16 protein-coding genes are annotated in these 25,121 nt (G+C 43.6%); 4 read left to right on the forward strand and 12 right to left on the reverse strand.

The genetic code is table 11. The features are described from left to right. Positions 1-35: 35 nt before the first annotated feature. The 5 genes from DWX62_RS09685 to DWX62_RS09705 all read right to left on the reverse strand — a co-directional run bounded on the left by DWX62_RS09685 (position 36) and on the right by DWX62_RS09705 (position 7,134). Entirely contained in the window at positions 36-2,360 is a 2,325-nt protein-coding gene (locus DWX62_RS09685) for a TonB-dependent receptor (RefSeq protein ID WP_009036860.1), read from the reverse strand. Between the two features lie 151 nt (positions 2,361-2,511). After that, a complete protein-coding gene (locus DWX62_RS09690) occupies positions 2,512-2,850 on the reverse strand; it encodes a hypothetical protein (RefSeq protein ID WP_009036859.1) in 339 nt (112 codons plus the stop codon). A 45-nt stretch (positions 2,851-2,895) separates the two neighbouring features. After that, positions 2,896-4,641: a bifunctional metallophosphatase/5'-nucleotidase gene (locus tag DWX62_RS09695; RefSeq protein ID WP_009036858.1), complete on the reverse strand. Its 1,746-nt coding sequence runs from the start codon at positions 4,639-4,641 to the stop codon at positions 2,896-2,898. Positions 4,642-4,667: 26 nt separating this feature from the next. Beyond that, positions 4,668-6,578, reverse strand: a complete 1,911-nt coding sequence (locus DWX62_RS09700; protein ID WP_120172816.1) for a HAMP domain-containing sensor histidine kinase — start codon at positions 6,576-6,578, stop codon at positions 4,668-4,670. Then, complete coding sequence (locus DWX62_RS09705; protein ID WP_008663017.1) at positions 6,571-7,134, reverse strand: hypothetical protein; 564 nt, start codon at positions 7,132-7,134, stop codon at positions 6,571-6,573. Before DWX62_RS09705 ends, DWX62_RS09700 begins: the two co-directional genes overlap by 8 nt. 132 nt (positions 7,135-7,266) lie before the next feature. On the opposite strand from DWX62_RS09705, the gene DWX62_RS09710 reads away from it, so the two are divergent. Next, entirely contained in the window at positions 7,267-9,402 is a 2,136-nt protein-coding gene (locus DWX62_RS09710) for a Tex family protein (RefSeq protein WP_057256087.1), read from the forward strand. Between the two features lie 53 nt (positions 9,403-9,455). Here DWX62_RS09710 and DWX62_RS09715 read toward each other — a convergent pair whose 3' ends face one another. After that, positions 9,456-10,352 (reverse strand): type II CAAX endopeptidase family protein, encoded by an 897-nt coding sequence (locus tag DWX62_RS09715; protein WP_120172785.1) that lies wholly within the window; start codon positions 10,350-10,352, stop codon positions 9,456-9,458. Positions 10,353-10,464: 112 nt separating this feature from the next. Here DWX62_RS09715 and DWX62_RS09720 point away from each other — a divergent pair, with 112 nt between their 5' ends. Next, positions 10,465-11,517, forward strand: a complete 1,053-nt coding sequence (locus DWX62_RS09720; protein WP_120172786.1) for a leucine-rich repeat domain-containing protein — start codon at positions 10,465-10,467, stop codon at positions 11,515-11,517. A 206-nt stretch (positions 11,518-11,723) separates the two neighbouring features. Here DWX62_RS09720 and DWX62_RS09725 read toward each other — a convergent pair whose 3' ends face one another. Then, a complete protein-coding gene (locus tag DWX62_RS09725; RefSeq protein ID WP_120172787.1) occupies positions 11,724-13,340 on the reverse strand; it encodes an ATP-binding cassette domain-containing protein in 1,617 nt (538 codons plus the stop codon). A 221-nt stretch (positions 13,341-13,561) separates the two neighbouring features. On the opposite strand from DWX62_RS09725, the gene DWX62_RS09730 reads away from it, so the two are divergent. Continuing rightward, entirely contained in the window at positions 13,562-14,194 is a 633-nt protein-coding gene (locus DWX62_RS09730; protein ID WP_005827933.1) for a nucleotide exchange factor GrpE, read from the forward strand. Between the two features lie 11 nt (positions 14,195-14,205). Further along, complete coding sequence (gene dnaJ, locus DWX62_RS09735) at positions 14,206-15,378, forward strand: molecular chaperone DnaJ (RefSeq protein WP_035448062.1); 1,173 nt, start codon at positions 14,206-14,208, stop codon at positions 15,376-15,378. 64 nt (positions 15,379-15,442) lie between these two features. Here the strand turns inward: dnaJ and DWX62_RS22530 are convergent, their stop codons facing one another. From DWX62_RS22530 to DWX62_RS09760, 5 genes are all read right to left on the reverse strand, one after another. Next, positions 15,443-18,268, reverse strand: a complete 2,826-nt coding sequence (locus DWX62_RS22530) for a DUF4434 domain-containing protein (protein WP_057258977.1) — start codon at positions 18,266-18,268, stop codon at positions 15,443-15,445. A gap of 35 nt (positions 18,269-18,303) precedes the next feature. Beyond that, positions 18,304-21,474: a DUF5107 domain-containing protein gene (locus tag DWX62_RS09745; RefSeq protein WP_120172788.1), complete on the reverse strand. Its 3,171-nt coding sequence runs from the start codon at positions 21,472-21,474 to the stop codon at positions 18,304-18,306. A 23-nt stretch (positions 21,475-21,497) separates the two neighbouring features. Continuing rightward, positions 21,498-22,175, reverse strand: a complete 678-nt coding sequence (locus DWX62_RS09750) for a hypothetical protein (protein WP_117887809.1) — start codon at positions 22,173-22,175, stop codon at positions 21,498-21,500. Between the two features lie 76 nt (positions 22,176-22,251). Then, the gene (locus DWX62_RS09755) at positions 22,252-23,352 is read right to left on the reverse strand and encodes a DUF4838 domain-containing protein (protein ID WP_005827926.1); all 1,101 of its coding nucleotides are present in this window, start codon (positions 23,350-23,352) and stop codon (positions 22,252-22,254) included. A 57-nt stretch (positions 23,353-23,409) separates the two neighbouring features. Continuing rightward, positions 23,410-25,101 carry a RagB/SusD family nutrient uptake outer membrane protein gene (locus DWX62_RS09760; protein ID WP_005827924.1) on the reverse strand — a complete coding sequence of 564 codons (1,692 nt, stop codon included), beginning with the start codon at positions 25,099-25,101 and terminating at the stop codon, positions 23,410-23,412. Between the last annotated feature and the right edge of the window lie 20 nt (positions 25,102-25,121).

Here is a 25,121-nt window from a genome sequence, read left to right on the forward strand (position 1 = left end):
GGAATTTAGCTCTAAAAATCCTTAAATGGAAACTTTTAGTTCATTATCTTGAAGCCGACAAAGAAGGTTCTCGGCTGCGTAGGTCCGTAGAAATAGCCCGCATCGCGGAATTCCCCTTTATCCAGGTCTTTCTGGAAACTGTTGAAGATATTCTGTACACCCGTATTCAACTGAAGCTTGATATGGTCGTGAAGCACAAAGGTGTAGTTCAGCTTCACATTCAGGTCCAGGAATTGGGGGGTATGCTCCATGCGGTCCGAGGTGATATTGCAGAAGGCACCCTCGGGAGCATCTTCCGGTGCGTAGTGCGGCACAATCATCTTTCCCGTATAAGTGCCGGAAAGGGAGAAATCGAAATTCTTCACCGGTGCCGAGGAGAAAGTGAAGTACCCGTAATAGTCCGGTGTACGGGGCATGCGCTTGGTGGTAAGGTCTTTGCCGTCCACCTTTGTCCAGACTTCTTCATGGGTGTAGCGGCTGCGCTGCGCCGTGAAGCCGAGCTGGAACTGCGCCTCCTTGCCGTGGGCAATCTTCGCATCCAGATTGGCACCGTATACGCGTGCGCCGTTTCCGTTGCGGCGCTCCTTGATGACATCCCCTACTTCGTTCTTGCCGATATCTTCGAGCACAAAGACGTGGCGCAGGTCTGTATAGAAACCCTCCACCAGGATGTTTGCCTGCCAGTGTCCCAGATGGGCAGTCCAGTCCACCGAACCGCTGTAACTGTTGGAGCGTTCTTCACTCAGGTTATCGGCGAGTTTGATTTGGACTCCCTTGCCGCCTACTGCCGTCACGTGCAAGTCCTCATCGTATGCCTGCGGAGCGCGGAAACCGGTAGAGTAAGTCAAGCGTGCCTGAAAATCATCTGCCGGCTTGTAGAGCAGGTTGACGCGGGGGCTGAAAATAAGCTTGTCTATCAGGTTGTGCTTGTCCAGGCGGGCGCCGACCAGCATGGTCAGTACGTTCATCTTCCACTCATTCTGCACGAAGGCGCTGGCAATGCGGACATCCTGCTCCATGTCACGATGATAGCCGGTCATGATGTCGTGCAGGGAGTTGTTCTGATATTCCAGTCCGCCGGTGAAGGTGGCGGGGGCAAAGAAGCAGTTGTCCATATTGCCCACATACATGCCGCCGGCAACCCAGGTCAGGTCTTTCGTCTTGCCGTAAGCATTCATGTTCTTTTGGGCACCATAGTAGCTGTTGCGGTCGGTGTGCTGTATGGAGGTGTAAGCCGAAATCTTATGCTTGTACTCCTTCCAGAACAAATCGTAGCTCACGCCTCCGCTATTGATGATATGCTTGGTCTGCTCGGTGATGTCCGTCTCGTGCGGCTGCAAATCGAATTTGTTGCCTCCGCGACGAAGTTCGTTGGTGGTATGGTATTCCAGATTGATGCGGCTGAAATGCGTAGGACGGTAATAGGCGCGGAAGCCGAAAGTATTCATGTTCAGCTTGCCCAGCTCGGAAAAGCCATCGCCATCGCGGTCGTAGGGGTTGCGGTTGCGGTAACTCTCATAAAAGGCAATGCCGTAAGAGTTATCTTTGGCAACCAGCGACACATTGCCACCCATATATTGCTCCCAGGACTTGCCGTCCATATTGGAGAACATGCTCGATACCTGAAAGGAATTGTTGATGGGGTCTTTGGTTATAATATTGATAGTTCCTCCCACAGCATTGGCGCCAAACAAGGCAGAGCCTCCGCCACGCACCACTTCTACCCGTTCAATCATGTTCACGGGGATTTGCTCCAATCCGTACACACCGCTCAATGCACTGATGATGGGACGGCTGTTTATCAATATCTGCGAATACGGACCTTCCAAGCCATTGATGCGCACCTGGGGGAAACCACAGTTCTGGCAGTTGTTCTCCACACGCAAGCCCGATTGGTAGTTCAGTGTCTTGGCAAGGTCGGTGGAGTTGACCATCTCGAACAATTTGGTACTCATCACATTTACAACTACCGGAGCTGCCTTGCGGCTTACCTCGTTGCGGTTGGCGGATACCACCACTTCATCGGTCATGAAACTCTCCTCTTCCATCGGGAAATGTATGACGGCAGTAAAGTCCTTGCTCACCGTCACCTCCTTCTCTTGGGTCTTGTAACCCACTGCCGACACACGGAGCTTGTATTTTCCCGCCGGAAGCTTGCGGAACTCAAATTGTCCTTCTTCATTGGAAACCGTTCCCTGACCACTGCCGATAATCAAAACCGTGGCATACGGTATATTTTCCTCCGTACCTTTCACTATCACATGGCCGGAAATCATATTGCCTTCTTTTATAGGATTTACGGCAAAAGCTACGCTGGCACTTACCACTGCAAGTACCAACGCCAAAATGTATTGTTTCATCAAATTAGCGCTCTAAATAAAAAAAATAATTCAAGTCTGAAAAAAGATAATCATCCGAGATGCCGCACTTCGTTCACTGAAATGCCGGACTTCGAGACTAAAATGCCTGGTATCTACATACAAAAAATCCAGGCGTTTTTAAACCTAATGACTATGAAAAAAGAGCGGGAGGAGCGCGAAGGGAAAGGGTACGTATCACTTCCCCCTTAACAGTAGGTGTTGCCGGTTTGGCTCTGAGCATGGCCAGCAAAGGACGCATCGGGTGCTGAACCTCATACACATCCACTCCGGAAGAGTAGAATGCCGACAAATGCCCGATAACCAAAAGGGAAGTCTGAGAGTGAGAGTGTGTGCCATGAAAAGGGTGCGAGTGCGTTATCATCACCCCATTCACATAATGGACGTGAGTGAACGCAGTGATACTTGCCTGGTACATGATAAACAGTACCAGCAAGCTCAATGCACCTATAATTTTTTTCTTCTGCTTCACGTCCAAAAACTTATACTATAGATTTTGAGCCGCAAAGATAGTGAATTATTCTTTAACTTTGCCAAACAAGAACTCATAATCACGCTTGGAAGCCGGAGCCGCCCACTCTTCGGGAATAAACTTCCACTGATTCAGCGTACGCGGTTCAATCACCTTCTTCTGCTCAATGTACTGCATCAGATAATAGCGTAAGTCCTTATCCGTAGAGTGGATGATGCGTTCCTTCAATTCATCCTGCGAGATGCCGGCCCCCTTTGTCAGCAATTCGCCGCCACCGTTTCCGCGATAAGAATTCACCGCTACCTTATACATTTTATCCATATCGAACGGAGTACCGTCTGCCATACTGAGAATGGCTACCTTCTCGCCATCCGGCTTGGTCACATCCACCGTGTAGATAATACCCGCCGCAGAATCGAAGTTGAAGCTGAAATTCTTGAATGAGGCCCTATCCGTAGCACCTTCGCGGCGCTTCTCACGGAAGAGAAGGATATGGTCGTCCGGAGACTTCATCCGATTGGTCCACAAATCATACGACATCTCCAAGGCATCGCGTATCTCCTTCCCCGTCAGACGCATGGTGTAAAGCATATTTTCGTACTTATACAGATTGAACATATCGTTCACAAAAATGTCTCCTTTACGGATTTCCGTATCATAGGACAAAGGAGCCGCAAAAGAAATATCCGCTCCGCTGATTGCCAACTGCAATTCGTGGATAAGGTCTATAAAAGCGGAAGAACCGAAATAGGCAGGACGTGTGGAGATAGTCTCGGTAAAGGAACCAATTTTCTTGGAAACAAAATTCTGCACAGCTTCATTTTCGGGGGCAAAGCGTTGCATGAACTCTTCGCTGACGCCGTAGTCTTGCGTATCGGACAGTATGCCGTCTATCTTCTTGTCTATAACTTTACCATCACGCAGTTTCAAGGTTATATCCACATTACTCACAACAACACCGTTGCTGGCAGGGTCCATCACCAGTACCGAGTCACCGGCTATGTTGCACACCCTCTTGCATTCGCGCGCATGGTCGTGCCCCATCAGGACAATATCGAATCCCGGCACGTTGCACGCCACTTCCACCGAAGCGTTTTCGCGATACTTGCCTCCCATCAGCTGGGCATCCTGGCCGGCATGGAACATACCGATAACCAAATCAGGCTTTTCCTGCTCACGGATAATCTTCATCCATTTGCGGGCAGTCTCCTCCATATCGTCGAAACGCAGCCCTTTCCACAGATTCTCTGAAAGCCATACGGGGATGGCAGGAGTTATCATACCGAGAACCACAATTTTCACTCCGTCACGTTCCAGCACCTCATAGGGTTTGAAATGGGTTTCTCCGGTAGCAGTATCCACAATATTGGCACCCAATATCGGAAAACGGCAGTCACCTGCCCAACGGTCGAAAACGGTACGGCCGGTCTCTACGTCATGGTTACCCATATTGCCGGCATTATACCCCATGAAATTCATCATCTCCGCTGCCAGATGAGGGGCAACGGTATCTATGTAATTATAATAATAGGCTGTGGGCTGTCCCTGCAGAATGTCACCATTGTCCAAGAGAATCAGATTTTTGCCATAAGCCTCACGTTCTTTTTGCACCAAAGCATGCACACGTGCCAGACTGCCGGTTGCCTCCCGGCGGCGTATAAAGTCGTAGGGATAGTAGTTGCCGTGTATATCACTGGTCTGTACGACTTTCAGTTTCACCTCTCTTTCCTGCGCAGGCAGTATGCTTGTCAGGACAAAAATCCAGATAAAAAAACAACTAAATCTTTTCATTATATTTCCTTATTTCTTGTCGGTTCTTATAAGTTCATAGGATGGGTAAACATAAACCGCGCTCCATCCGTATAGGCAGGATCTATCCAAATCTCGCCGCCCCACTTCTCAACGGTCAGCTTACAGATGGACAAGCCCAAGCCGGTTCCCTGCACATATTCGTTCAGCTTCTCGAAACGTTCGAACACCCGTTTCTGTTTGTCCAATGGAATGCCGCAACCAGTGTCAGTCACCGAGAATACTGCAACATTCCTCGCCGTATCCGGCTCCAGCTTCAAGGTTATCGTACCTTCTTTTGTAAACTTGTCCGCATTGGAAAGCAGATTTATCACAACCTGCTGTAAACGCTGCACATCCGTCCGCATCTCCACTACCTCACGTTCACACTCAAATAAGAATTGATTGGTCGACCTGCGTGCCTGGGCCACGGAAGCTACTACCTGCTGGCATATCTGCACTACATTGCAGCTCTCCAAAGAAAGGATGACGCGGTCGGCCTCCAAACGGGACACATCCAATATGTCATTAATCAACCGAAGCAGCAAATCAGAGTTGGTCCTAATAATCTCGAAATAGCCACGCTGTTCTTCTTCCGAGGCTCCTCCGGCAGACAGCACGTCCGAGAAGCCCACAATCGCATTCAATGGAGTACGGATTTCGTGGCTCATATTGGCAAGGAAAGCACTCTTCAGACGGCTGGATTCTTCGGCACGGTCTTTTGCTTCGCGCAAGGCACCCTCGGATACCTCCAGTTCATCCTTCAACTTCTTTGTATGATAATAAAAGTAAAGGGAAACGAACAAACCGCCCAACAGCACCAACAGAACAGCACCGACAGACCAGATATGATACTTGTACTGTTCGTAGAAAGAAGGGGTTACGTTCAGCATCTTTACCGGCTGCGGAAGGCCGGTGATATTCAGTTTCTTTTCCTTCACAAGTTTACCGTCCAGTATGGTCTCATTCGGAATGATTTCCATATGGGTCTCACTATCCTGGGAGGTGGTCAGCAGGCGGTAAGACTGTCTTGCCATCTCCTTGCCCAAAGCACGGTAAGCAGGAACGACACCTGCCACAGCCCAATATCCCAAGCCTACGGAACTGAGCGAGAAAGTGGGCAAAGTGGGAGCTGCTTCCATCATGGCGTAGGTTGCATTCCGCATGAAGTAACCATCGTTCATGTCCACACGCCATGTCCCCATCAATATAGCTGTATTTTCCGGTAACTCATGCAATCTGTCACAAATGGTATATATGGTATTGACGCGTCCGTCCAGCAGAATCAGGTTTAGTTCCGGGAACTTCTGCATCTCCTTCACTACATAGGCCTGCATGGCAACGCCGCCATAACTGTTGTCTGAGACAAAAGCGATATTCTTGGTGCCGGGATACATCTGCTTTATCATATTGATGTTGGCCTCCACATCATACTCATAAACGAAGCCAGCCTTGATAGGCGAACTGGGGAAATCCGTGAAGAAGTCGACGGATTCGGGCATCCAGGTCTTTAAGTCGACCGTATCGCCCGGCAACAATATGGCGTTACGGCTGGACAATGCACTTACGACCGGAGTATTGCCGCGTATAGAGTCGGGCAGAGAAAGATAGGCAGCCCAAGCCTCCTGCCCAATAAGGACGGTCAGCGCCGGACTGTTATCGCCCTGGTATTTGGACAATAGCTCCACCATCCTCCGTTCCCAAAGGGGAGATTCGGAGAAGCTTTTGCAGTTCATGTTTTCCAATGCGATGGTGTTTGTCCCGCCCAGGCGTTGGAACTCCTCCATAAAGTCTGAGATGTTGCCGGAAGTACGGCCAGCATCCGGGTTATAGGAACTGATAATCAGTATCGGATGCTCCCCCGTAATAGAGAACACTGGTAACAGACAGCAGAATAATGCTATGATACATGACGATATGGTACGAAACACATCAGTCATGAAGGTCATAGTCATTAATGCCATAAAGTATGGCGTAGGACTTTGCTAAATTTGCTTTTTCAAATTTAGCCATAAATGTGGTGTCACTCTCGGCATTGGTATCACGATGTTTTGCTTCGTTAAAGTCATAAATATCCTTCAGGCCTACGGGAACGCCCTCCTCATCAAAGAAGATTGTCGCACAGCCCAAGGCATAATCAAATTCATCATTCTCATAGAAAGAAATGGTTTGGGAATAATAGACCTTTCCTTTAATGATTACCTTCTGTGGGCCATGAAACAGCTTCTCGCTTGCCGCACGCGAGGCAACAGCCGCTTTCGCAATCCGCTCAAAGACTTCTGACGACACGGTCATAGTTTGACCTTTTTTTGTAAAATACCAAAGCAGGCATTGTTTTTCAAAATCGCTATTCACTTTTGCCATGAAATGCTTCAATACCTCCTCAAGGTTTTTGCCGAAATGTGTTTGAGCCTCATTTTCGGCTGCTTTCACTAACGTATTGATAAATGTAGTGAGCATTTTATCTAAAATCGATTGACCTTTAGCTTCTTCCATATTATTGTTTATTAGTTCGTTATAGTTGACAAACTTCGCAATAATAAATGATTTTTCCAAGAATATGGGGTTTATTTTCGTACGACGATTGTTTTTCGTACTTTTGGCATCCATTATAAAAAGAGAGAACCGATGATACAACATTTCCACCGCATGATATCTGCCGCCCTCGGCATATCAGAGAAACAAATAGTACAGACCCTCGGATTGCTGAACGATGGTGCCACCATCCCCTTCATCAGCCGCTACCGAAAAGAAGTGACGGGAGGACTGGACGAAGTGCAGATTGAATCCATAAAGACCCACTACGAAAAGCTGAACGAAATCGCCAAACGTAAAGAAACCATCCTGAACACCATACAGGAACAAGGTAAACTGACCGCCGAACTTCAGAAGCGCATCGAGGAGACTTGGGACAATACCCTACTGGAGGACATCTACCTCCCCTACAAGCCCAAACGGAAAACACGTGCCGAAGCAGCCCGTCAAAAAGGACTGGAACCCCTCGCCACCCTGCTGATGCTGCAACGTGATCCTCATCCGGAGGAACGCGCCGCCAATTACGTGAAAGGAGACGTGAAGAACGTGGAAGATGCACTGAAAGGTGCCCGTGACATCATAGCCGAGCATGTTAGCGAAGACGAACGTGCCCGAAACAGCGTGCGCAACGCATTTGCCCGCCAAGGCATACTGACCGCCAAAGTAGTGAAAGGCAAAGAAGAGGAAGCGACCAAATACCGTGACTACTTCGACTGCTCCGAATCGTTGAAGCGATGCAACTCCCACCGCCTGCTCGCCATCCGGCGTGCCGAAGCGGAAGGCCTGCTGAAAGTCAGCATCAGCCCGGACGATGAGGAGTGCGTGGAACGGCTGGAACGCCAATTCGTGCGGAGCAACAACCCCTGCGGACAGCAAGTGGCAGAAGCCGTGCAGGATTCCTACAAACGCCTATTGAAGCCATCCATAGAGACGGAATTTGCCACGCAAAGTAAGGAACGTGCTGATGAGGAAGCCATCAAGGTATTTGCCGAAAACCTCCGTCAGTTGTTGCTGGCTTCACCACTGGGGCAAAAGCGTGTGATGGGTATAGACCCCGGATTTCGTACGGGTTGTAAAGTTGTGTGCCTCGATGCACAAGGAAATCTGCTCCACAATGAGAACATCTACCCCCACCCTCCGGTCAGCAAGCAGAAAGAGGCATTTGCCAAGCTGCAAATGATGATAGAGTCTTATAAGATAGATGCTGTAGCCATAGGTAACGGAACAGCCAGCCGCGAAACGGAGGAGTTCTTGAAACATCAGCGCTTCAACCGCGACATACAGATATTCATCGTCAGCGAGCAGGGAGCTTCCATCTATTCGGCCTCTAAAATTGCACGGGACGAGTTTCCCGACTACGACGTCACCGTACGCGGTGCTGTGTCCATAGGCAGACGACTGATGGACCCGCTGGCAGAGTTAGTAAAGATTGACCCGAAATCTATTGGTGTGGGGCAATACCAGCATGACGTAGACCAAACCAAGCTGAAAAAATCACTGGACCAGACCGTAGAAAACTGTGTAAACTTGGTAGGTGTCAACCTGAACACCGCAAGCAGCCATCTACTGACCTACATCTCGGGATTGGGTCCGCAACTGGCACAGAACATTGTGAACTATCGTGCCGAAAACGGTGCCTTCACCTCGCGCAAGGAACTGATGAAAGTACCTCGTATGGGTGCCAAGGCGTTTGAGCAATGTGCCGGCTTCCTACGCATTCCGCAGGCAAAGAATCCGCTGGACAATACTGCCGTACACCCGGAAAGCTATTGCATCGTAGAACAAATGGCAAAGGACTTGGGTTGCAGCGTAGCCGAGCTGATAGCCAGCCGGGAGCTGCGCCTGAAGATTAATCCGGAACGCTACCTCTCCCCCACCGTGGGCATGCCGACACTGAAAGACATCCTGCAAGAGCTGGACAAGCCCGGACGTGACCCACGCGGACCGATAAAAATATTTGAATTTGATAAGAACGTGCGCACCATCAACGACCTACGCGAAGGCATGGAATTGCCCGGCATCGTAGGAAACATCACCAACTTCGGCGCATTTGTCGATATAGGCATCAAGGAAAACGGACTGGTACACCTCTCCCAACTCGCCGACAGATTCATATCAGACCCTAATGAAGTAGTGTCCATTCACCAGCATATACGCGTAAAGGTACTCAGCATAGATATGGACCGGAAACGCATACAGCTGACAATGAAAGGAGTGGAACAGAATTAGTGATTAATGATTAGGGATTAGGGATTAATGGTTAGTGGTTAATGGTTTCCGTATTAATCATTAATCCCTAATCCCTTATAATAGTGTCTTAAGATAATTACTGTACCAAGCACTAAAAGTAGTGAACACAGAATAGAGCCTTCGAACCCGAAAGTTCCTCCATTTATCAGATTTTCTTCCGGAAAGTGAAGAATCAGCAGATTCTCATTGCTAAATTCATTTCCACTGACTTTATATCCCAAAACAGAACCTTGAATCCAGTTCCAGAACCAATGCAAGGCAATGGGGAAACAGAGGTTGCGCGTGTATATATAGGAAGCTCCCAAGAAACAACCCGCCAGCATGATATTCAAAAACGGGACGAAGGCAAAGCTGGGATTGAAAAGATGCATCAACGAAAATAACACCGCAGAGATAAACAATGCCACAAACTTATTGACGCCTCCATCCAGCATACGCCCTAAAATGAAACCGCGTCCAATAACTTCTTCCGTAACTGCCACTAAAAAATAAAGCAAAAGACTCGACAACAACGAAATGGGAGAAAACAAGACCCCTGCCACTTCCACAGCCCCCAACAATAAAGACAAGCCAAAACCAACTGCATACAAGAACACGACAAACAAAGCTCCGTTCAGCAGGCTTCTACCCCATCCCTTCAAAGACAAGCCCAAGCCCGAAAAAGGAAGCTTCCTGAAGCCCAGCACCATACAAGCGGCAATAAGCCCACTGGCCAACATCAAGACTTCATTCAACATCATTAAATAGACGCTCATCCCACCAGCTTGTGTCTTCAACTCAGGGAAAGCAATCGCAAAAGGTATGGCAAACAAAAACAGAAAAATCATAAAAAGTACAGTAAACAGTACTATATCAACGAATGCCAGCCAAATACGTTTTGTTTTACTCATAGCAACACACTCTTCCTTCACCGTTTCTTCCGTCTCCATTTGTATCTCATTTTGATTAATATCCGACAAAAATAATAATAAAAAGAAAAAACTTCATGTATTCCTGCCGGTTTCTTCTTATATTTGAAAAATCAATCTGGAATCGACAAACATGAAACTAAGAAAAATACTTTTAGCCGTTGCCGGACTGGCGTTAATGCTGAATGCCTCGGCACAAAAATCCAAAAGATACTACGTGGCCAAACCCGGCACCCTGGTGGAACTGATGACAGAAGCGGAAGCCAATGAAATCACCCAACTGACCCTGCAGGGCAAGCTGAATGCCGTAGATTTCAGGCATCTACGGGATGAATTCAAAAACCTGCAACTGCTGGACATTTCCAATGCCTCCATCAGCATGTATGCAGGCAAGAACGGGACTTATCCAAACCGTTTTTATGTATATCCTGCCAATTGCATTCCGGCATATGCCTTCTGCAAGCAAATGGACGACAGTACATTTGTAGGCAAGGAGACACTGACCAGGATTATCCTTTCCGACAAGACCAAGAACATCGAAGATGCTGCCTTTAAGGGATGTAAAAATCTCAAGATATGCCAGATACGGAAGAAAACGGCTCCCAATCTGTTGTCCGAAGCATTGGCCGATAGCGTTACAGCCATATTTGTTCCATTGGGATGCAGTGACTCCTATCGTACCAAAATGAAATGGGAGACCTTTGCATTCATTGAAGGAGAACCACTGACAGTCAATGTGCAGATTGGTAAAATGGGCAGCCTTGCCAGCGAACTGTTAAGAGCCGGATTTCAGCCCAAAGACGTTAACTTTCTGACCGTTGAAGGAAAAATGGACGAAGCCGACTTCACATTGATACGCGACTATATGCCCAATCTGGTTTCCATCGACATGACCAACAGTAATGCCACTGCAATTCCCGACTATACTTTCACCCAAAAGAAGTATCTGCTGAACGTACGGCTCCCGCAAGAGCTTAGAAGCATCGGACAGCGTGCATTCAGTGGCTGCGGCCGTTTGTGCGGCACGCTGGTGCTTCCTGCCAGTGTAACCGCCATTGAGTACGGAGCATTTATGGGATGCGACAACCTGCGCTATGTGCTTGCCACGGGGAATAAGATTACCACGCTAGGCGACAACCTTTTCGGAGAGAGTAAAGGTAAAATCATATACAAGGAGAAGCGGTAGTATTGTAATCCTTTTTCAACGTATCAACAAGAAAAAGCAATCCCCCTCCCAGAAGTAGTTCTGGGAGGGGGATTACGTTTTACTAAATCTTGTCCGACGATTTACTAAATCCTTCCCGGAGATTTAGTAAATCTCCATACGAGTTTTAGTAAAACATCCGAAGGCCTTCGGAAAGGATTCAAGAGTCTGTTCTGAAAATTTATCTTTTAAGCTCCGTACATACGTGCACGCAACTCCTTGATGTGGTCTGAAGTGATGTATTCGTCATACTCCATCATCTTGTCGATAATACCGTTCGGAGTCAATTCGATGATACGGTTGGCAACCGTCTGAATGAACTCGTGGTCGTGGGATGAGAAAAGGATATTGCCTTTATAGGTCTTTAGATTATTGTTGAATGCCTGGATAGACTCCAAGTCGAGGTGATTGGTAGGTGTATCCAGAATCAAGCAATTGGCATTGCGCAGCTGCATACGTGCAATCATGCAACGCATCTTCTCACCTCCCGACAATACGCTTGCTTTCTTCAGCACCTCCTCGCCGGAGAACAGCATACGTCCCAGAAAGCTCTTCATATAGACTTCATTGCCTTCACCGAACTGGCTCAACCAGTCCACCAGATTCAGGTCTGTATTAAAGAATGCAGTATTGTCCAGCGGCAGGTAAGCGGTGGTGATAGTCACACCCCAGTTGAAAGTACCTGCATCCGGTTTCATATTCTCGTTGATAATCTCGAACAGGGCGGTCATGGCACGCGGATCGTGCGAGAGGAATACAATCTTGTCTCCCTTCTCTACGTTGAAGTTGACGTCGCGGAACAGCACCGTACCATCTTCCAGCGTTTTCGTCAAACCGGAAACTTCCAGAATCTGATTACCCGGTTCGCGTTCGGGCGTAAAGATGATGCCCGGATACTTACGTGATGACGGCTTGATTTCTTCTACATTCAGTTTCTCCAACATCTTCTTGCGGCTGGTAGTCTGCTTGCTCTTTGCCACATTGGCACTGAATCGGCGGATAAACTCTTCCAGCTCTTTCTTCTTCTCCTCGGCCTTTGCCTTCTGGTTCTGCTGCTGACGGAGCGCCAGCTGGCTGGACTCATACCAGAAGCTATAGTTACCGGCAAAGAGGTTAATCTTTCCGTAGTCGATGTCCACCGTATGCGTACAAACGGAATCGAGGAAGTGACGGTCGTGGCTCACCACCAGCACCGTATGCTCAAAGTTTGACAAGTAATCTTCCAGCCAAGTCACGGTCTCCATATCCAAGTCATTGGTAGGCTCGTCCAGCAGCAAGTTATCAGGATTTCCATAGAGAGCCTGCGCCAGCATGACACGCACCTTTTCCTTGTTGTTCAACTCACCCATCAGCAGATAATGCTTGTCTTCCTTGATACCCAAGCCACTCAGCAAGGCGGCAGCATCGCTTTCGGCATTCCAGCCGTCCAGCTCGGCAAATTTCTCTTCCAATTCGGAAACCTTCAGTCCATCCTCGTCTGTGAAATCCTCTTTGGCATACAGCACTTCACGCTGCTTCATGATATCCCACAACACCGTGTGTCCCATCATCACCGTGTCCATCACCGTAAAAGCATCCCACTTAAAGTGGTCCTGGCTCAAAACGGAAAGACGCTCTCCCGGAGCCAGCATGATGGAGCCCGTCGTAGGGTCCAGCTCCCCGGAAATCGTTTTCAGGAAAGTAGATTTTCCGGCGCCGTTGGCACCGATGATACCATAACAGTTACCACTTGTAAACTTCAGGTTTACGTCATTGAACAACACTCTTTTACCAAACTGTACTGAGACATTAGAGACTGTAATCATCTTTATATTTACGATTTATTTATTTACAATTTACTATTTAATACCTATTAGTCTGCGAATTGCGAGTGCAAAGATAGTTATTTTTCCATGAATAGGCACAGAGAAGCGCTGTCAATCTGACATAAAAGTATTACCTTTGCAGCGTTTTCGGCAAAAATATCCGTTTTGGCAAAGTTTTTGCTGGAGCACCAATATCGTATTAACTTAAACCCTTAACAGCAATGAAAGCTAAATCATTTTACAAGAATAATAAGCATAACAATATGAATCCGAAAGAAAAAGAAAACAACCAGGAAGAGGAGCTGAAAACTCAAGCTACTCCTAACGAATGTGACGAAGAAACTGTCGGACAAGAAACTTCACAAGAAAACGAAGCTCCCCTGACAGAAGAAGAAAAGCTCGCCCAGGAACTGGAAAAGGCCAATGAACAGATTGAAGAGCAGAAGGACAAATACCTGCGCTTGTCTGCCGAGTTTGACAATTACCGCAAACGTACCATGAAGGAGAAAGCAGAACTCATCCTGAACGGTGGTGAAAAGAGTATCAGCAGTATCCTACCCATTGTGGATGACTTTGAACGCGCCCTCAAAAACATGGAAACAGCCACCGACGTAGCCGCCGTAAAAGAAGGCGTTGAACTTATCTACAACAAGTTCATGTCTGTATTGGGACAAAACGGCGTTAAGGTGATAGAAACAAAGGAACAACCGCTCGATACAGACTATCACGAAGCCATCGCCGTGATTCCGGCACCCAATGAAGCACTGAAAGGCAAAATTCTGGACTGTGTACAAACCGGTTACATCCTAAACGACAAAGTGATCCGTCATGCCAAAGTGGTAGTCGGAGAATAACATAAAACTGTATGGAAAAAAGAGATTACTACGAAGTATTGGAAGTCGAAAAGACAGCAACGGTAGAAGAAATAAAGAAAGCCTATCGCAAGAAAGCCATCCAATATCATCCGGACAAGAATCCGGGCGACAAAACAGCCGAAGAGAAATTCAAGGAAGCGGCAGAAGCATACGACGTACTAAGCAATCCGGACAAGCGTGCCCGCTACGATCAGTTCGGTCATGCCGGACTGGGTGGTGCCGCCGGTAATGGTGGTCCGTTCGGCGGCTTCAGTGGAGGCATGTCCATGGACGACATCTTCTCCATGTTCGGTGACATCTTTGGCGGACACAGTGGAGGTTTCGGCGGTTTTGGAGGTTTCGGCGGAGGCGGTGGAGCACAACAACAACGCCGTTACCGTGGTTCGGACCTGCGTGTCAAGGTGAAACTGAACCTCAAGGAAATCTCTACCGGCGTGGAAAAGAAATTCAAACTGAAGAAATACGTGCCTTGTACCCACTGTCATGGTACGGGAGCCGAAGGTGACGGTGGTTCAGAGACCTGCCCGACTTGTAACGGCAGCGGCACGGTAATCCGTAACCAGCAAACCATACTCGGCACCATGCAGACAAGAACCACCTGCCCGACGTGTGGCGGTGAGGGCAAAATCATCAAGAACAAGTGTAAGGAGTGTGCCGGTGAAGGCATTGTATACGGTGAAGAAGTAGTAACCGTAAAAATTCCGAAAGGCGTTGCAGAAGGTATGCAACTCTCTATGGGAGGAAAAGGAAACGCAGGCAAGCACAACGGCGTGCCGGGAGACCTGCTGATTCTTGTAGAGGAAGAACAAGACCCGAACCTGATACGCGATGAAAACGACTTGATTTACAATCTGCTCCTCAGCTTCCCGACAGCAGCCTTGGGTGGTGCGGTAGAAATTCCCACGATTGATGGAAAGGTGAAAGTAAAAATTGACTCAGGTACGCAACCGGGAAAAGTGCTCCGCCTGCGCGGCAAAGGTTTACCCAACGTGAACGGATACGGCACGGGAGATTTGCTGGTAAATGTCAGCGTATACGTACCCGAAACGCTGAACAAGGATGAGAAGAAGGCGCTGGAGGAGATGGAAGAATCGGATAACTTCAAGCCAAATACTTCGATTAAGGAGAAAATATTCAAGAAGTTCAAGAGTCTGTTCGACTGATAAAAAAATAGAGATAATAAAGAAGGCCTCCCAATATGCACTAAAATATCGGGAGGCTTTCCTATTATCTGATTACTGGATTAACAAATAATTCATCCATATACACCGGCGTATCTGCCTCAAAAGCAACTTTGAGATAGCGGGTATTGACATCTATACCTTCAAACAAGACTCCGTCAATCCAGGCATCATGCTTGGCATTCTGGAAGGAAGGAGTGTCTTTAATAGATAATAAACGATACGAGTCTCCATCTAGTGAAGCATATAAATAGACTTTCGAGGGCAGTCTAATACCTCCCGGCCTATAATTTAACATACGCAGTAAAACGTCATGGAGCTCCATTTCCTTTTGCAAATCAACCTGCAGCTCATGATATCCCTTATTAAAGATTATCCAACAACTGTCTCCGGTGTTTTCCTCAGCAATCAAGCCATCCAATAATGCCGATGGAGTCTTTTCGTCCCTTATCATCTCAGGTGTCGCACCATTAGCCAATTTATCAAGGAAAGAAGCTTCAAGCAATTTCCAATATCTCGTACCCCGCTTCCAATCCATATAGTTCTGAAAAGTACAATTGGACCAAATAGGTTGTCCTAACTGAAAAGATGACATCGGATTCTCAATGATGCCACAAAACATGAAAGAAACAATATTCTCCACTCCCGCTGCCGATGCTGCTGCTTGCTGAGAAAGTAAGCGTGAATAGGCAGCCGGAATCAAAGCAGAAGTGCGGTCGTTAAGCTCATCTTCCCACGTAAACGTTTCACAGTTCGCCCATAAGGCAATATTCAGTTTATCATGAATAGTCCGCAGCTTTTGCCAGTTTTCCTTCAAGCGGACCAAAGGAAACTTTTCCCTCACACATCCCACTTCATCTTGATAGGTTATGACATCTACCTTTAGCCTAGACAACCGCCTTTCATATTCCGGATCATCAAAATCAGAATTGACCATGCCATAAGGAGAAATCAGAATTTTCTTATTCGGAGTCAATCTACGCGCCTGCTCTGCCAAAGCATTGACCGCATTCACAGCATGCTCAGAAAGTATAGGACACAAGCAATCCTCAACCGGTAAATACCATCCATAAAGCGCTTTATGTGTCCTATATATGGACGCCAACTCCTTCATCATATCCAATTGCCTTTGCTGAATCACCGGATCGCGTAAATTATCATCCTGGTCTTTAGCCCAGCCAATACTCATAAAAACCTTCATGCCTAGTCGAGCTGCCGCATCCATAATGGCATCCACCGGGCTTTTTCTATTCTCAGAATACGCCCACGGCATTAGTTTTGAAGGATAATAGGCTTCCCCTTCATTAGCTACTGCCATAAAAACTAAATATTCCATCCCCATATCTGATAATTCCTTCACCTTCTGTTCCCACATTCCAGGGTCAGTATTGTCAAAATATTGCAGATTGGTATATTTATTACGTACATCCTGATAAGCTAGATTTATCCATGTACCGGTAATTGGCTTTACTTCGGAAACAATCTTGTCTTTACCTTCTTTTTTTTGTTCGTTCAAATAGTCCAAGTATCCGTTAAACAAATCAATTGTCTCTTTTTCACCTATACAGACAGACATTTCCGGATCATTAAATACACCAGGAAACTGATAACACAAAATAGTCTCAAAATTCTCAAATTGATTTAAGTCTTGAATGATTCCATCTATAGGCCGAGGATATAATGAATTATCCTGGTTGAATAAAAAAGCCTCCAAATCAAACCATAAATGAGCTTTCGCTTCATCACATACTTTTTGTAATAAATTTGCAGCTTCAAGTCCTTTTAAATCTTCTTTAGGCATTCTAGCAAATCCAAATGGACATAATATATCCAGATGCTTCAATAAGTCCGGATAAGTATCCATTCCATTAGGAATATCAAAACTATTGGTAGCCAGCATCATAGGTTTCCCTGGTGCAAAAGTATTACAGTAGGCCTTAAACTCTTTAAAGAAGGTTACAATATCCTCCTTCCTCTTCTTTCTCATCAACGGACTCTTTTCCCAATTATCTAGCCCTCCTCCACTCTCTTCCGAAATATAAAACCCATAAAAGGACTCGTGATGTCCATACTTTTCCCAAAGCTCTTTAGCCACTCGTTTATGCCATTCTAGAGATTCAGTAGTAAAATCAAACCAAGCAAACATGCCAATTCCTAGAAATACATTCATATTTCTCCTATCTGCCTCTGTCAATATAGCCTCAATAGGATCATCAGCCTTGATATCCATCCGTCCCGGATACAGATTTGAAGGATAAAAGGCTTTACCAGTATAATTTGTGACATTTACAGAATGTTTGCCTGCATATTCTTCATTGCGAAAAACCTCCTGAATAACGATAATATTCATATTCAACTTATCCATGGCTCTCACCATCTCGCCCCAATGGCTATCCGTCATTTCCTGAAGTTTTTTGTTCCAATATTTTCCCTCAGTCTCACTCCAGTGATAGATGCCAGTCCAAGCACCAGAAAGTCTCTGAGTAGAACGAATATCGGACTTACAAATTTCAATATCCTTAACTTTCCTATATAGCTTATTTTGACTTTTAACCTTAAAGATTACTCGATTTTGGCCTATCCTCTTTTCTGTATCTACAATAGAACAAACAGTCTTTGACTGACCGGGCAAAAGTTTGAAAGTAGAACGACATATCAGATGTTCATCATCTTCTTTATTCCAATACAATGAAACAATATACATTTGCTCTTGACTGCTCTTATTTACAACTCCTCCACGAATATCAAGATCAACTTGATTCGTTACAATAGCAGGAGGTATCAATGTCAGATGAATCTCATTATCTGCATATAAAGAAATAGGTATAAGCCAGAAAAAGAGCAAAAAACATATAGTTACGAAAATACACATTGCATTCTTATTATATAATAAACAAGGTTAGAATTTTATTTTTTCAATATACGACTCAATTTTCTTATCAATTTAAAGTTATAATCCCTATAACCAACATTCCATGGAGCAATTTCTTCCGTTTCTTCATACTTATTAAGTATCTCTGTTGCCTTTTTCTTTTCATTATTATAAACCAATATACACCACTGAGCTATTTCATTATGTACATGTTTAACTTTCCATTCATTCACAAGACTATCTGCCATGTCAACTTTTCCTAAGTTACGCAATGCCAGCACAACCAAAAGGTTATTTGAGTCAAAATAAGCTTCAGACATATTGCTACTTGCAATTTGAGAGAACAATTTATCTGCTTGCATACTTTGCCCTTGTTCTACATACGCAATAGCTGCCATATAGTCTTCCAAGCGAGTATCTATCAACTCCTCATCAGGCTTTCCTACCCCCAAGTTCTCCGGCCATTCTTGTGTTTTCTCTATCATTGTTAACATTTTGGCATACCTACCATCTTCCCATTCTTTCATAGCTTGATACAGACAAGCCCTGCGATAAATATCACGTCCAATATACGATCCCTCATAAGGAAGTACCTGTAACTTCTTCAGACAATTGAGACTAGCCATATACTGTCCACTCTCACAAAGAGCCATTGCATATTTTAATCCAATATAATAGTTATCTGGATATCTCTTATAAGCATTCCTTCCCACTTTTACAGCCTCTGCCCATTGCTCATGATCAACATAATAATTTAATAAATAGTACTGTGTTCTCCATGATTGATCAAGTTTTTGAGCCATGAGCAAATCGGGCAAACCAGACTTATCCTTTCGCAACTCAGCACGACTTAAATAAAAAGCAGCATAATCAGGAACATCTTTGCAACTATTCAATAAATTTAAAGCACAACATGTATTGCCAACACTCCATTGAATCAGCCCACGATAATAACTTATTTTCCAATTATCAGACAAACCTGCTGCCCATTCCAAAACTTTCAATGTATGGGCACGAAAAGGAAACACCATTTTAGGAGACTTCTTATTAGCCTCATCCAAAAATACCATTGCCCCCTTTTCATCCCCTTTCAAATGATATATATAGGCCTTCTGATACAAAGCTATTGGATAAGTATCTACAAATGATAGAAGTGTAATAGCTTCATCCAGACAGCCAATAGACTCATACCATACAGCCATTTCCATATAAGTCTCGAAAGAGAGCTCATTACAAATAAGAGAACTGAATTCTTCAGCAGTCGAGGCTTCCAATAAATACTCTTCAAATCGAACCCAATGTAGCAATGGCAACTGTTCTGTCATTTTTTCTATTTCACTCAACGCTTTTTCCGCATGATTACTTTTTCTGTAAAGGACAATCAGCAACTGCTTCGCATATAAGTTCATTTGATTATACTCCAAACTTTTTAATGCATATTGCTCAGCTTTTTCCCAATTTTCCTCTCTCATATAAAGTTCACCCAACTGCTCATAAGCAGCCGTACGAAAACCTGGAGAAAATGTTGCCACGGAAAAGCCATCTTTGGCATCTGCCAGATTTCCCATAGCACGACTACATAATCCATACAAATAGTTGGCCTCTCCATGATAAGTATCTAAACTCAACACTCGTTTTACCAATTCACAAGCATCAAGATACATCCCTTTCTTATAATACAATGAAGATAAGCTTACCAATGCCGGAATAAAATATACATCTTTCTCTAGAGCTGCTTTCAAATATTTTTCCGCATTTCCATACATTTTCTGATTTAGCCAGTCTTTACCCTGCATATAAAGCCCATATGTAGAATTCCAGTCAAAATCAGCTGGTAGTTCTTTCGGACGGTTCAGTTCATAATCATTTTTTATCTCTGAATAAACCAATTCCTTATTCCCTATTATAATTCTGAGCTTTCCTTCCGGAATATCAAAAGGCAAAGGTATATTAAAATACTCAGGAGTTAATATTTTAGCTTTTATAGGCATCTTCATCAATAATTGCCTGTCATTGTAAATTTCCATATCGGTACAAATATCTTTCAGAGCAGATAAATGAACTTCAATATTTTTTTCAGAGTGCTCTACATATATAGCGCCTAGCGGACTTGCTTGAGAAAGACCACCGATCTCGGCTATAGGAAACCAATATTCAGTCCATTGGTCTGTCATCTGTGCAGCAAACTCATTATGATTAAATGGTGTAAAACCGCTGGTCACACTTGGCTGATTATACATTCTACCAGATTGTAGTTCCGCATATTGCCCACTATCATCAGTCAATAGTTCTTCCCAGATGGCCCCTTCACGTGAAAAACTCCAAAGATAAAATTTCATCCCCAATTTCTCATCATAATTGGAGTAATGAGCTGAACCATGTTTTTCATTATGCCAATAAATCCCAAAATAATCATTATAATCACCTATTATATGTAAAGATTTAGAAGCACCAAAATTATTATTATCATACCACGAGACATCTCGCCCCTCCTCATCAATCGGATAAGGATGCAAATCTCCCGAATGTCCTATACTATAAGTACCTGGATAATAAAATCTTGTTCCAGTTTTAGTAGCATAACCAGCATTCATCCATTGGTAATAAGGTTGATCAATAGAAGACTGATTAAACCAAGTTGTGTGCGTTGTGAAATAAGCCTTGTCCTTAGGTAAACTAATTTCGACATTCCAGACTGTACGCGTAATCCACTCATAAGAAAATATATGACAACTAACACTACCATCCACATTCTTTTTTGTAAGATAATCTATAGGAGTACTACATGTAGGAGCATGACCAATAATACCAAAATTAAATTCTATACCTCCCGATGTCCAGGGTCCTCTCATTGCCACATCACGAAATTTCACGACTCCATTAGTGTAAACAAATTCTTTATTATTAACTTTGTCTATGGCTCCCCAAATTTTCCCTCCGATTTCTGGAGTTACAGTTAGTTTCACATAATCATTTTCCAAAACAACCATTTTCCACTGCTTCTCCTGCGCTTGCATAGAAAAACCATCAAAGCGGAAATAAGGATAATAAGAATTATTAGGTGTCGCAACTGGAGATGGGTCTGAAAAAGGATAAGTCTTTGCATCACAAGTCCTTTCATAAATTTGTGCATCACTTTGTGCACAAAGACTACCATTAAAACAACACGCAAGAAACATAACAGATAAAAAAGTATTTCTATACATAGCGATCAGTTTTTAAGATATAACTATTTTTTCATACAAGGAAATAAGATATTGGGGTTATGAAAATCTGGTTTAGGCTCATTTATACTCACAGATGAATACCAAATAACCGTATTAGGCGTTGTAAAATCTGCTCTGAAAACTCCCATATAAAACTCTTCTAAATCAATTCCCAATTCCAAAAGTTCTGAAACAGACAGTCTGCCTGCAACGATATACCCTTTTTCATCTTTTATGGAACATATTTCCAGACTCTTAAAATTCCATTCATAATCAAATTTTCTATAATAGCTAGCTGAATAATCCATAACATGCCCGCTAGGATCTATCTCCATACAATAATATTGTCCCATATCTTTTGAAGCCGAAAAAAAGATTTCCACACGATCCTCAGCTTCAACATCAGACTCTTGAACAAACTCACGACACATGATTGGAGTGGCATCTGCTACATTAAAACTAAAATAAAAATATTGTGAAGAAAAGAAACACCTAAATACCGTCTCATCCTCCAAATAATCCCAAGGAGCGAAAAATGGTTTTATAGCCTTAATGGTATACCATCCCTCCCAATTGATCAGAGTCTCTAGCGGAGGGTCTTCTTTCTTCGCGTCTATGGAATAAGGAATAATTGGAGAAGTACAACTATACAGGATCTGAACAAATAAAATTATTCCTAAAAATACAGAAAACTTTCTCATAGTTCTTTTTATGCTTCTTATTTATTGTAGAATTACAAGTAGCATACATTGCTACTCGTAATTCTATTCATTTATCTTATTCCGGTAAACGATAATTCTTCAGACCATCACCATACTCTTGTACAAAATTGACATTCTTATAGGTTTCATAGTATATAGCATCGACATAAACTGCATATGCAATAATATTACGAATACCATAATGTGCATATGTGTTGATATCCGAAAGAAATACATTTTTATTCCAAGGTAATTGTACCGCTGGCTTTTTCCAGTCACTAAATAAAGACACATCCATCCAATATTCCAAAACTTGTGCCGTTTCTTTAGGGAAGACTTTTAAATTAGCCTCTAATGCATCAATATATTCACCATGAGTAATTGTCATTCCATCCCGAATAGCATCACGTTCTCTCAAAGGCTTATCCCAACGACGATTAAAAGGAGCAAATTCCAAAAAAATATCATTCTCTGGTTTTACAATTTCCGGTGCAGGAATAGTACCTTGATAAGCAAGATGTGCCAACTTTGCTTGTGGATTAACTTCTTTCAAAGCCCTTATTATCTGATTCTCTATCAACAAAGCTTGATCACTATCATTGTATTTATCACATAATTTGCAATGGCATCTCTTTCCGCCATCATCTAACCAGTAATAATATTTATTATTACTAGAAGTACATTTTTGGGCGGCAACTTTTGCATTAGCCGCTATTATACTCAAAGCCTCTTCCGATGAAGGACAACAATTAAAATCTGCTGTACGTTGACCGTTCTCATCCATACGGAAATATGCTGGATGCTCCTTGAACAAGTCTCTTGGCAACAAAGTCGCCATCATATGTTCTTGGTATTCAATATCAATAGACTTTTCACGACATTTTGAGACGAACTCCTGGTATTCAGCAGAATATATGTCAGCACCAAAAACACTAAGAGTAGTAATACCTGCATTTTCTGAAAGTTTTAACCAATCCAGAACTTCTGGTTTCTTGACGTCATCCCATGAAAGAATAATCCCTCTTGTTTGAAAAAACACATCGCCTTGAGACTCAGAAGAAGCCTCCCCTTCTTTATCTACATTTGTTTCAGTCTTTGATGAACATGATACTTGACCTAATGCCATAATACCCATCACGAATACTACACTCATTTTAAATATAAAATTCTTTCTCATAATTATCTATTTCAAAATAAAGTCATTTTTATCTTATAATCTAATATTCAATCTCTGTTAATTCCATCCTGGATTCTGAACTAAGTTACGATTTTTATCTATTTCAGACTGAGGAATAGGAAATAAATAATGTTTAGCCTTATCAAATACACGGTTTTGAAATACTGGATAACTATATGTTCCATCTGCATTTACCGTTATCTTATGCACCTTTTTATTATCAACTATTTCTGCAATTTTCCAACGTCTAACATCCCAAAATCTGTGATTTTCAAATGCCAGTTCCACACGCCTTTCTTGTCTGATCTTATTCCTCATCTCATCTTTAGTCAGATTTGCCGGTAAATCAAGTAATTGAGCACGTCTACGAATCTTATTAACTGCATTATAGACTTCTGCTGTTGGGCCTTCTGCTTCATTCAGTGCTTCCGCATAATTAAGATAAAGCTCTGCCAATCGAATAATTGCAAATCTTCGATACGAATTCCCCGATCCAGTCGTCAAATTATGTTGCTCCCATAAATACTTTCTTGTAAAATAATTAACTCGTGGTACACCACCTATATTAATATTATCTAGTCCAGTTGGAGATACATCAACCGCTCTTCCCTGCCATTGAGCCCCATGATAGAGGATACTTACATAAAAACGTGGATCTCTACCTTCAAATGGATGTACTGGATCATATCCAGATTTCAGATTAATAATCTGGTTATCATTCTCATCATAACCTAATACTGGGATCTCGCCTGTTGCAGCCATCTCATAAGAATCTACCATTTCCTGCAAAGGGCCATCTACATACCATCCTCCATATCCTAAAGGAAAACCATACCAATTCCACCAAACACATTCACTTCCACCAGAGTTTTTGCACCAAATGACTTCCGGATTAACCGTTGCAGAAAAAATATCAGCGTAATTATCAGCCAAACGATAACCATTTTGTTCAGCATAATCAATAGCAGCTTTTGCAGTACTTGCAGCCGTTTGCCATTTTGTAATGTCATTTTCTGGATTCCAATACTGACTTGCATAATATAATGTCAGCCTTGAAGCCAAAGCTTTTGCTATCGTTTGAGTAAAACGTCCCAATTGGCTTTCATCATGATTCGCCGGTAACATACTAGCAGCCGTTTCAAGATCTTGAAGAATAAAATCCACTATTTCACTAGCAGAAGCTCGTGTCAAAGTCGTACCAGTAGTTTCTCCTAAATCAATAGGTTTATCAACTATAGGTACACCACCCCACATGGTAAACAGCTGAAAATAGTAAAATGCCCTCAGGCCATAAGCTTCTCCTAACAAACGTTGCTTTCTGTTACTTGTACCGCCGGTAGAAACTTCATCAGGAATCAAATCATAATTACTCATAAAAACATTAGCACGTCTGATACAAGCATAAAAATCAGTCCAAGAACGTTGCATAGGAAATTGAGCCGCATTCCAGTTCCCATTGTTAAAATCATAGGGGGTTTGCGTAACGCCAGCAGTCTGTTGATATCCGATTTCATCTGTACCGCCTCCTAACTTATAGCGTCCTCCCAAATCTTCTGTACAAGTTTGGAAGTCCGGTAAAAATGTATAAGCATTGTTTAAGTATTCTTCAGCAGTTTGTATTTTCTGAAAAACTTCCTCCTCAGTAATACGGTCACTAGGATCTCTATCAAGAAAATCATCACATGAAGCAAATGAAATTAAAATAGAAAATCCGCACATGCTTTTTATAATAAAATTAATAAGTTTCATAATTATACTTTATTTTAATT

Source organism: Bacteroides sp. AF20-13LB, assembly GCF_003603065.1.
GTDB lineage: Bacteria > Bacteroidota > Bacteroidia > Bacteroidales > Bacteroidaceae > Bacteroides > Bacteroides uniformis.

Coding starts and splice junctions, on each gene's coding strand:
- DWX62_RS09685 (WP_009036860.1), bottom strand. CDS start 2,360: ATGAAACAATACATTTTGGCGTTGGTACTTGCAGTGGTAAGTGCCAGC.
- DWX62_RS09695 (WP_009036858.1), bottom strand. CDS start 4,641: ATGAAAAGATTTAGTTGTTTTTTTATCTGGATTTTTGTCCTGACAAGC.
- DWX62_RS09700 (WP_120172816.1), bottom strand. CDS start 6,578: ATGACTGATGTGTTTCGTACCATATCGTCATGTATCATAGCATTATTC.
- DWX62_RS09705 (WP_008663017.1), bottom strand. CDS start 7,134: ATGGAAGAAGCTAAAGGTCAATCGATTTTAGATAAAATGCTCACTACA.
- DWX62_RS09710 (WP_057256087.1), top strand. CDS start 7,267: ATGATACAACATTTCCACCGCATGATATCTGCCGCCCTCGGCATATCA.
- DWX62_RS09715 (WP_120172785.1), bottom strand. CDS start 10,352: ATGGAGACGGAAGAAACGGTGAAGGAAGAGTGTGTTGCTATGAGTAAA.
- DWX62_RS09720 (WP_120172786.1), top strand. CDS start 10,465: ATGAAACTAAGAAAAATACTTTTAGCCGTTGCCGGACTGGCGTTAATG.
- DWX62_RS09725 (WP_120172787.1), bottom strand. CDS start 13,340: ATGATTACAGTCTCTAATGTCTCAGTACAGTTTGGTAAAAGAGTGTTG.
- DWX62_RS09730 (WP_005827933.1), top strand. CDS start 13,562: ATGAAAGCTAAATCATTTTACAAGAATAATAAGCATAACAATATGAAT.
- dnaJ (WP_035448062.1), top strand. CDS start 14,206: ATGGAAAAAAGAGATTACTACGAAGTATTGGAAGTCGAAAAGACAGCA.
- DWX62_RS22530 (WP_057258977.1), bottom strand. CDS start 18,268: ATGTGTATTTTCGTAACTATATGTTTTTTGCTCTTTTTCTGGCTTATA.
- DWX62_RS09745 (WP_120172788.1), bottom strand. CDS start 21,474: ATGTATAGAAATACTTTTTTATCTGTTATGTTTCTTGCGTGTTGTTTT.
- DWX62_RS09750 (WP_117887809.1), bottom strand. CDS start 22,175: ATGAGAAAGTTTTCTGTATTTTTAGGAATAATTTTATTTGTTCAGATC.
- DWX62_RS09755 (WP_005827926.1), bottom strand. CDS start 23,352: ATGAGAAAGAATTTTATATTTAAAATGAGTGTAGTATTCGTGATGGGT.
- DWX62_RS09760 (WP_005827924.1), bottom strand. CDS start 25,101: ATGAAACTTATTAATTTTATTATAAAAAGCATGTGCGGATTTTCTATT.